This window comes from Komagataeibacter intermedius TF2 (genome assembly GCF_000964425.1).
Lineage (GTDB): Bacteria > Pseudomonadota > Alphaproteobacteria > Acetobacterales > Acetobacteraceae > Komagataeibacter > Komagataeibacter intermedius.
Genome location: NZ_BANF01000118.1, coordinates 1 through 2,295 on the forward strand (window position 1 = coordinate 1; position 2,295 = coordinate 2,295).

1 protein-coding gene and 1 pseudogene are annotated in these 2,295 nt (G+C 55.7%); both read right to left on the reverse strand.

Translation table 11 applies throughout. From position 1 onward, the window contains the following. Window positions 1-175: 175 nt before the first annotated feature. Window positions 176-1,921, reverse strand: coding sequence for an oleate hydratase (locus B7449_RS13405; RefSeq protein WP_039736728.1), 1,746 nt, complete (start codon window positions 1,919-1,921; stop codon window positions 176-178). A 152-nt stretch (window positions 1,922-2,073) separates the two neighbouring features. Continuing rightward, window positions 2,074-2,295 (reverse strand): annotated as a pseudogene (locus tag B7449_RS22100) (hypothetical protein); the annotation flags it as partial.

Here is a 2,295-nt window from a genome sequence, read left to right on the forward strand (position 1 = left end):
TCATAACCTGAAGGTCATAGGTTCAAATCCTATCCCCGCAACCATGATTAAGTCCTTGATCGGACACGAAAAACCCGCCCTTACACGGCGGGTTTTTTTGTGCCCGGAATACGCCGCAGGATGCACATAGGAAACAGACGGAAAGGCGGTGCATGCATGCCATCGCCTGATCCGGTCAGATCAATCCGTAGCGGTCCAGAAGATCGTCGATTTCCGTTCCACCGGTCAGATGATGAACAAGGCCTGCCCCGGGAATCTTCCTGCCATCCCGTAATTCTGCTGCGGCCTGTAACAGCATCCGGATATCATAAACACTGCCAGACACTTCCGGCACGGCACGGTCAATGTCGAGCAGGGTATAGACGGCTTCCATTGCAGTGCGGACAGAGTATTCCGTTGTAAACACAGTATCGCGCGGTGTTTCGGCAAACTGACCGAGAAAGGCCAGGTTGACGCTGCCATCGGGAACCACCTTCGGGCGGTCGCCTGCCGAACGCGGCATGAACTGTGCCGTGATGAATGGCATCATGCATGGATGGGTGATGGCGCCTGTGGCTGCCATATCGTTGATCTGGCCTTCAGGCACGCCCATGTGGAACAGCCATTCGTGGGTTATTTCCTCGCCCGTGCAGTCCTGCATCGATTTTTTTACGTAATTACCCGGCACATCGCTGAACAGTCCGTACAGCCACGCCACCATCTGCCCTTCCGGCTGGTTCCTGAAATGGGGCTGACGGCTGACAACCCAGCTCATCAACCATGCAGAGTCCTGAATGGTGATGGGACCGCCCGTTACGGTACGGCCCGAAAACGGGTTACGTCCCGTGACCTTGTGCACAAGATCGGGAATTCGTGTATCCAGCGTCGTGACGGTGGCGGATACCCACCGCGATTTCGTCGTGTCGCCGCAGAATACATCCGGTCGCCCGAAGGCAGGGTCCTGTGCCGCGATATTACGCCACAGCTGCCAGATATTCCCTTCGGAAATGGTGGTGTCCACCAGGGCGGGCGTATGGTGATTGCCCCAACGGGAATTTTCAACCATGGACCCATTTGTGACAAAGACCAGGTCATTCGCAGGGATGTTGATACCGCCCGGCTGTCCGTTTTCAAGCCAGTCGATATGGTATGCGACTTTCTTCCCGCCGGTTGTATCCACCCGCACATTGGTCACCTGTATGCCATGACGGAACACGACGCCCTGTTCAGCCAGCCATGTCGCCAGTGGCCGACTTAACGATTCCTGCTGGTTGAATCGGGTGAACTTCAGTGTGTGCAGATCTTTCAGGCCAAGGATCTGATGCACGAAGCGGGCAAGGTACCGCTTCATCTCGATTGCGCTGTGCCATGTTTCAAAGGCGAACATTGACCGCCAGAACAGCCAGAAATTCGATTTCATGAAATCGTCGGACAGCACATCACGGATTGTCTTTCTGTCGAGCTTTTTTTCATCCGTCAGAATAAGGGAAATGATTTCCCGTCGTGCCTTGCCGGTCAGCTTCAGGCTGTCACGATCCGGCAGGGGCTGGCCACGTCTGCACATTGCCCGGACCGGACTGCTGGACGGATCAATTCGGTTGAGGCGATAGAATTCATCCAGTACCGAGGCATCCTGTACTTCCAGCGACGGAATGGAACGGTACAGGTCCCACAGGCATTGAAACTGCTCCTCCATTTCCCGTCCGCCCCGGATCAGCCAGCCGGTTTCTGCATTACCTGCACCATCCAGCGCACCACCATCGGCATTGGATGCATCAAGGATCGTGATGTGGGACGGCGTCATCCGTGCATCGCGGATCAGGAAGGCCGCAGCTGCCATACCGCCCAGACTGCTGCCAACAATCCAGACGGAACGGTCCTCGATCCCGGCCGGCTTTTCAGGGCGCACGAAGGCTTCGAAGTTGCTGTGGGCATATCTCATGGATTTTCTTCTTTTTGGGGGCGCGCATGGGCTGCCCGGTTATGCCAGATTAAAAAGCCCGCTGAAGATAGCGGGCTTATTTGGCAGTACCGTCGTTGATATGTGTCAATTTCATGAGATCGGCATGGCACGACCGCCCGGCAGGAGCCGCTTTATGCAAGGTCGAAGGCAGCCCGATCTATCCGCGACTGGAGCGCGCGGTCTGGCGAACTGGCAGTACGATTGTTCCTGACGGTAGCGATCAGGTCGTAATCCTGACGATAGATCTGCTGGATACGTGCAATCTGGTCTGCACTGGGTGTTTCGTCATTCCGGCCTTCGCCGGCATTGGAGAGTGTCCGATCTTCTGTGTATAATTGATCTGGTCCATACTT

Excerpts from the sequence above, each read along its gene's own strand:
- B7449_RS13405 (WP_039736728.1), bottom strand. The coding sequence starts at position 1,921 with ATGAGATATGCCCACAGCAACTTCGAAGCCTTCGTGCGCCCTGAAAAG.